The organism is Vibrio sp. V42_P2S4T144, from assembly GCF_009904715.1.
Classification (GTDB): domain Bacteria; phylum Pseudomonadota; class Gammaproteobacteria; order Enterobacterales; family Vibrionaceae; genus Vibrio; species Vibrio alginolyticus.
In genome coordinates this window covers 1-5,747 of record NZ_WXWS01000371.1, presented here as the reverse complement: position 1 = coordinate 5,747, position 5,747 = coordinate 1, and the positions used below count along the sequence as shown (strand labels likewise).

Here is a 5,747-nt window from a genome sequence, read left to right as displayed (position 1 = left end):
CTTTAGTAGACGTCGAAGCCCGTCCAGCCGGAACAGATTCCAAATTTTGGCTGTTAGTTTTCGTCTCAAGTTCATCTGTTGAAACCTGACTTTCATCTTCAGTAAGTAAATCCATAGCGCCATAAATAAAATACACCGGACAAGCAATCATTAAGAACAAGGCTAGAAAGAATTTCGGAGAGCGAAACAGCGTATTCAAGCCACCTGATTTAGTAGCCGCACCCGTACCCGTAGACTTATAAAGTAGGTGCGCTTCCAAGGGGATTTTTTGAGGGAATAGGTTTGCGTCTTTCTTTTGCGGAATAACTGGTTTAGTCACATTGGTAGGGTGTTTGTATATCCACGGTTTACGCTTAGCAAAGAAAAAACCATCCCTATTTTTGTGAAAGAAAGCTTGCTCAGCACACGCCTTGATTGAGCTATCTATCTGCTGCCAGTCGGGAGAGAGCAACTCAATATCCCAGTTGTATTTTCGATGACGCATAAAGCCCTCGTTATAAGTTAACGGGTAGATTATGCGACCATTTTCGTCGTATTCAGCCACGCCTAAATCGTCTATCTCGCACGATTGCAACGTACTCAAATCGACAGGAACGTGGCGAGAATCGAAAAACTCCTTATAGCCTTTAGGTAGGTTTGGGAGAAATTCTTCTAAAGGGCGGTATTTAATTTTTCGACCATCGAAGCCGATGTTTTTAGAAAAGATATCCTGACACTCATCAATGACAATGAGCGCGTTAAGAGGGCACCAACAGAAGAAATGCTGCCAGAGTTCAATACCAATTTCAGAGCGCGAGAAAATACGAATCAACTTAGCAGATGAAGGGAATTTAATATTCAAGCGCTTTTCAATTTCCTCTAAGGGCTGCATACCCTCAAAGTTGGTCACAACCACACGACCAGCCTTAAGAGCAGGGAGAATAACAAACCATGCCGTGTAAGCGGATTTATAAGAGCCATTGCCACCCGTTCTAATACTAATTGCCATTGTTGTTACCTCGACATTCTCATTACAAGTGCAGTAGTGGCACAATTGGCATAAATAGCCATCCCATCAGGTACTTTAAATAATATCCCCCAGTAACGAAGCTCAGAGGGGAGCAAGTTAAACAAATCAGAGAATAGGGAGCTAAAACCAATCTCATCTAATAATGTTGTCGCCACCAAATAAGAGATACGCAGAAACTCAATCATCACCATGAATTTCATTTTTATCCACCATGCTTGGAGCCACACAAAAGCCGCATCAAAATAACTACCTGCATTACTGAAATAGTTGAGAATGGTCTCACCCATATTGGTGATGTATTGAAAAAACTCATACATTAGAAAGCCCCTCCGATTGCTCTTATCCCTAGCAAGCCAAATACAAACAAAACCACCGCCCCAATGATTCCTGCGTTATCCTGTAACGCTGCCATAACAGCATTCTGTTGACGGACTACATTGCCGCGAACCGTGAGTTCGATGTTATGAGCGTTGTAATCACCGCCGTTAACATCAGACGTAAAATTGAAGTAGGCGCGGTACTGGTTTAGCAAATCCTTATACTCATTTTTAAGGACAGTAATTTCAGCGTTTAAGTTGTGTAATTGGGTAGCTGAATAAAGGGGAACAACGGCACCACCACCGCCACCGTCAACCATAGGTTTACCTAACCCCTCAATAGCATCGACCACATCACCAAAGCCTTTTTGGTTGGTTGCCTCGACACCATCTAAACGATTAGCAAGCTGAGCAAAACCATCATTTAAAAGATGATTTGCAGAAGTTAATAAGTGATTTGTGTTATTGCCAATGTCAGACAACATGTCGGACTGACCATTAATTGCATTAGCCACATGATTTGCATTATCGACAACCGTATCGGTATTCAAATCAACAGAAGCCTTGAGAGCATCAAGAGCTGATTTTGTTTCAGCTTGGTTTTTGTTCATGTCGTTATTGATACCAGTTAGCTGAGAGTTAACATCCTTATTCATAGCCTTAATAGCCGCTAGAGTGTCACTAGTATTATCAACATCCGGTTCAGGTTTATCAGGGTCAGTAGAACCACCACCGCCACCGCCAGAGGGTTTATCAGGGTCGCCTAAATCGCCACCCGTTGGAGGGTCAACATCAATATCGTCAGCACAAGCAGGCCAATTAGCGCCACCGATAACACATGACTCAGGAGCAGGAACATCACACCAGTTATTTTCTGGGCGACAGCACATTCCATATTCTGGATTCCAATCAGGGTCATTTTCGTCACATTTGTTTTCATCATCCTTGCACGCAGGCCAACTAGATGAATCTGGAGTACACCCCTGAGGTGGAGGAGCATCACAAAACATATCTAAAGATTCTGTTGCATCAGAGCAGGACACATCAGGAGAAAAACCATTACCCATTTGATAACAGGCTTGTCTAAAGTCGTCCATTTGTTGAATTGTGTCAGGCCTCTCACAGAAAGGAGGAGGAGGAATCTGACATTCATTGTCTATTAATTCCTGACCATCTGGACAGATATTAGAATCAAAGTAATAGAAACTCGCAATATTAGACGGACGGCTTGTACCAGTCTCCTTACACTTACCAACCCCATAGGTGCCAGAATAAGAAAAATAACAACCGTAATACTTTATATAGTCAGGCTCACCGTTAGGAACCGTATTATTCCAAGTATCCTTTACATAAGAGTCAACGGCGGATGCTGTAGGGAAGCGCTTGTTAGTACCTTGATGGTTCCAATAACCCGAAAAAGCACTAAACGAAACACTCAGCAAAATAACCAGTGACGCAATGCTTTGTTTAATGCCCATTTGTATTCCTTATAAAAAATAACGCCCCACTAGGAGGCGTTAATACCAGACTTAAAACCCCCAACGAATCCACCGAACATCGAGAGAGCGAAAAGTAGGGTGAGTATGGCGGTTAACGTCTCTTGCATAGTGATTACGAACGCATCGCGCCAATCATCATACGAAGACCAAAACCGATAGCCGCTAGACCAATCAGACCAACCACAACTAGCGTGTAGTTTGATTGACCTTCAGTTACAGCCGCGTTAATTGCATCAGAATGGTCAGCAGCGAAAGTAGAGCCAGACGCTACCGCAGTAGCCAAAAGAACAGATAGTTTTTTCATAGGAATATCTCCAAAAGGTTTTACAGGATTAGGCTTTACCAAGCCCTTTAACGATTCGTCCGAGCACGTGGCCGGACACAAAAGAGAGCAGCAAATAACCTGTTATCTCAGCGTAAAATGCTGCATCAATATCAAACTCCAAGTTTGCGCGAGTCGCCATCAACTGATAGTCGTCATTGCTCACCACTACGAACGTACAATTGGCTAACGGCTCGTAGGGGAAAGCTTTAATCGTTCCATCAGTGAGGATTTCCGCACAGACTGAGAGAGTCATAATTCGTCTTCTAACTCCGCAATTTTGAAATCAGTAACTAAGTTGCGCTGAGGGTTCTCAGGGTCAGGCTCAAGAGTTAGAACGCACTTAACAGGGAACTGGTTTTGAATCTTGTCAAACTCAGAAAGTAGAGCAGGGTTAGCCGCCATAGACATTTGTTTTTGAGTTAAGCCATAAGCCTTACATTGACCCTTAGCAGACTTCCAACCTTGGTTAGGTACAAGAATATTTAACTGAGCAAAGTTGTATGGTGTATCGTCCTTTTTGGACAGACCGACAGAATGCTCACAGCCAGCCACAACAGCAGTGATAGTGTTACTCATTTCATTTACTCCAGATTGATTGCGTTTAAAGCCCGACCGACTGGAAAGTTAATGCGGTCGGGGATATCAGTAATATCTAAGCCGTCAGTAAGACGCTTAATGATTTTTTCATGCGCGTTTTTCTCATCAGAGTAAAGCTGAGCCATAAGATTAATAAGCTTGCCGTACTGAGTTTTCGCATGTTTGATAGCGTTTTCTAATGTCGTTTGAAACTGGACTTTTACCGTCGGAATCGCCACAGGTTGAACACTAGGAATTAGCGTTGCTAGAGCAGGGTATGCACCAGAAAAATATTGGTCACTGTTGGTTAGAACATCCAAAGGAATCACACGAAAGCGATTACCAATTTGAACCTCGAAACGGTTCCAGTTTGGGAAATCCTGACACTTAAGTTGCGCACCTTTATGGTAAGCGCGGAATATCTTGCCGTTCTCACGTGCACCCACGTAAAATGTATGACCAGCATCAGGAACCAAACCGCATTTTCTACGGTCTTCTTTACTCATACCACGACCACCCCAAAACTCACCCCAAGATGGAGGTGTGCCGCGTGTAATGAATTCACCGTTACAGTAACGCTCTTTAATCTCATCAATGGTTACATTGCCTTGCATGTCATCAAGAGCAATATCCACACGAGTCAATTTTGTATTAGGAATCTGTTTAAGCGCATGTTGGAGCTTAGCCATATCAACAGCCTCGCAACCCTTGCCAGAGAACGATACATAAAAGCCAAAGTTAGCCGCACCCCAAGCCACTAAACCTGCCTGAGTACCGTTACAAAGCAACTTAGCCGAATGAGAATAACCAGAGAATCCACCGCCTTTGCGTTTGATTTCCCAGTGATTACCCTCATAGCTGATTTCGTTTTGAAGTACCTCAAGAAACGATTCAATTTCCCCATGACAAAGCACGTCTAACATGTCGATACCGATGTTAGAAATGAGATTGTCGTAACATTCCTTGAACGTTTTATCCGTCGCAATTTCTAGGTCTGCGTCTTTCAATTCCTTGTCAGCCGCAGCAAAGTACAAATCACTGTTAGCGAATTCGTTACGCTCATCACAACCAAGAGCATGAGCAAGATTTTCCATGAAGTAGGCGATTTGGGTTTTCTCACGATGAGCAACAGCCACGACATTTTGAGATTGAAATTCGTTAGTTTGAGCAATTGCGAAACGCTGTTTAGCCATTTCCTTGCAACGTTGAAGAAGCTCAGGGGAGCCAGAGAAACTAACAAAGTCGATAATCGTTCTATTCATCGCAGTAATCCGCATCAAAAGCACCAGATTCACGAAGCTCACGCTCATTTTCATCCGTGATTTGAATCAATTCTCGACACTCACCACACGCAAACATGTACATTTCTTGTTTGGTTTTGAAGTACTCAGGTTGACCATCAATAGAACACCAAAAGCCGTCTGAATGATGCTCGAAGTAAACCGGACGTTTTTGAGGTCTATTAAGTTCAAAGGTCATTGCTAAGTCTCTATGGGTGTGAGAGCGACCACCAAAGCCAAGACGTAAGCGTCAAGGGCAAACACCTCAAGCCAAGGTGGTCTAAATCCTGATTTAAGTGGACTATAAGCCACAAAATTCAGGACTGTAAAGACCGCATTTTGTGGACTGCGGGTATACAATAATCAAGACAGGAGGTGCGACTATGTACACAAATCAACTGCTAGATGCCTATAAAAAGGCAAAGAACTATGTTCAAGATAAGCAAATTGCTCATGATTTGGGGTTAAGCCGCCAAAAGATTAGCGCAATTAGAAATGGACAACGCTATCTAACTGAAAATGAAGCGCTTTTTCTTGCTAAAGAAATTGGAGCAGATACAGAATCCGTTTTGGTGTATTTAGCTGCTGATAAAGCCAAAACGTACGAAGCTCAACAAGCTTGGGCGAAGATTGCAAAAAAGTTTAACGGGCTAGGATTATCAAGTATTTCAATGATTTGTGGCATGTTTGCGTTGTGGCTTGGCGACCTTAAAGTAGCTATAGCTAAGTGCGCATTATATG

9 protein-coding genes are annotated in these 5,747 nt (G+C 43.0%); 1 reads left to right on the top strand and 8 read right to left on the bottom strand.

All coding sequences use genetic code 11. The features are described from left to right. The 8 genes from CAG68_RS12650 to CAG68_RS12615 form a co-directional block, all read right to left on the bottom strand. Positions 1-988, bottom strand: a 988-nt coding sequence (locus CAG68_RS12650) for a zonular occludens toxin domain-containing protein (protein WP_161441221.1), incomplete at its 3' end; no start/stop codon positions are given. A gap of 5 nt (positions 989-993) precedes the next feature. Next, a complete protein-coding gene (locus CAG68_RS12645) occupies positions 994-1,326 on the bottom strand; it encodes a DUF2523 family protein (protein WP_005376274.1) in 333 nt (110 codons plus the stop codon). Further along, positions 1,326-2,804 carry a chemotaxis protein gene (locus CAG68_RS12640; RefSeq protein ID WP_161441220.1) on the bottom strand — a complete coding sequence of 493 codons (1,479 nt, stop codon included), beginning with the start codon at positions 2,802-2,804 and terminating at the stop codon, positions 1,326-1,328. Before CAG68_RS12640 ends, CAG68_RS12645 begins: the two co-directional genes overlap by 1 nt. Positions 2,805-2,937: 133 nt before the next feature. After that, positions 2,938-3,129 (bottom strand): hypothetical protein, encoded by a 192-nt coding sequence (locus CAG68_RS12635; RefSeq protein WP_069501075.1) that lies wholly within the window; start codon positions 3,127-3,129, stop codon positions 2,938-2,940. Between the two features lie 28 nt (positions 3,130-3,157). After that, positions 3,158-3,403: a hypothetical protein gene (locus tag CAG68_RS12630; RefSeq protein ID WP_005376279.1), complete on the bottom strand. Its 246-nt coding sequence runs from the start codon at positions 3,401-3,403 to the stop codon at positions 3,158-3,160. Further along, positions 3,400-3,726 (bottom strand): hypothetical protein, encoded by a 327-nt coding sequence (locus tag CAG68_RS12625; protein ID WP_005376281.1) that lies wholly within the window; start codon positions 3,724-3,726, stop codon positions 3,400-3,402. The genes CAG68_RS12630 and CAG68_RS12625 overlap by 4 nt, the downstream gene beginning before the upstream one ends. Before the next feature lie 5 nt (positions 3,727-3,731). Then, on the bottom strand, positions 3,732-4,988 hold the full coding sequence (locus tag CAG68_RS12620) for a replication initiation factor domain-containing protein (protein WP_005376284.1): 1,257 nt from the start codon (positions 4,986-4,988) through the stop codon (positions 3,732-3,734). Next, entirely contained in the window at positions 4,981-5,205 is a 225-nt protein-coding gene (locus CAG68_RS12615) for a hypothetical protein (RefSeq protein ID WP_005376287.1), read from the bottom strand. The genes CAG68_RS12620 and CAG68_RS12615 overlap by 8 nt, the downstream gene beginning before the upstream one ends. Before the next feature lie 184 nt (positions 5,206-5,389). Here CAG68_RS12615 and CAG68_RS12610 point away from each other — a divergent pair. After that, positions 5,390-5,747: DUF3693 domain-containing protein (locus CAG68_RS12610; RefSeq protein ID WP_161441219.1), on the top strand; the 358-nt coding region annotated here is incomplete at its 3' end.

What these genes read in the sequence shown, in the direction of transcription:
- CAG68_RS12645 (WP_005376274.1), bottom strand. Translation starts at nt 1,326, where the DNA reads ATGTATGAGTTTTTTCAATACATCACCAATATGGGTGAGACCATTCTC.
- CAG68_RS12640 (WP_161441220.1), bottom strand. Translation starts at nt 2,804, where the DNA reads ATGGGCATTAAACAAAGCATTGCGTCACTGGTTATTTTGCTGAGTGTT.
- CAG68_RS12635 (WP_069501075.1), bottom strand. Translation starts at nt 3,129, where the DNA reads ATGAAAAAACTATCTGTTCTTTTGGCTACTGCGGTAGCGTCTGGCTCT.
- CAG68_RS12630 (WP_005376279.1), bottom strand. Translation starts at nt 3,403, where the DNA reads ATGACTCTCTCAGTCTGTGCGGAAATCCTCACTGATGGAACGATTAAA.
- CAG68_RS12625 (WP_005376281.1), bottom strand. Translation starts at nt 3,726, where the DNA reads ATGAGTAACACTATCACTGCTGTTGTGGCTGGCTGTGAGCATTCTGTC.
- CAG68_RS12620 (WP_005376284.1), bottom strand. Translation starts at nt 4,988, where the DNA reads ATGAATAGAACGATTATCGACTTTGTTAGTTTCTCTGGCTCCCCTGAG.
- CAG68_RS12615 (WP_005376287.1), bottom strand. Translation starts at nt 5,205, where the DNA reads ATGACCTTTGAACTTAATAGACCTCAAAAACGTCCGGTTTACTTCGAG.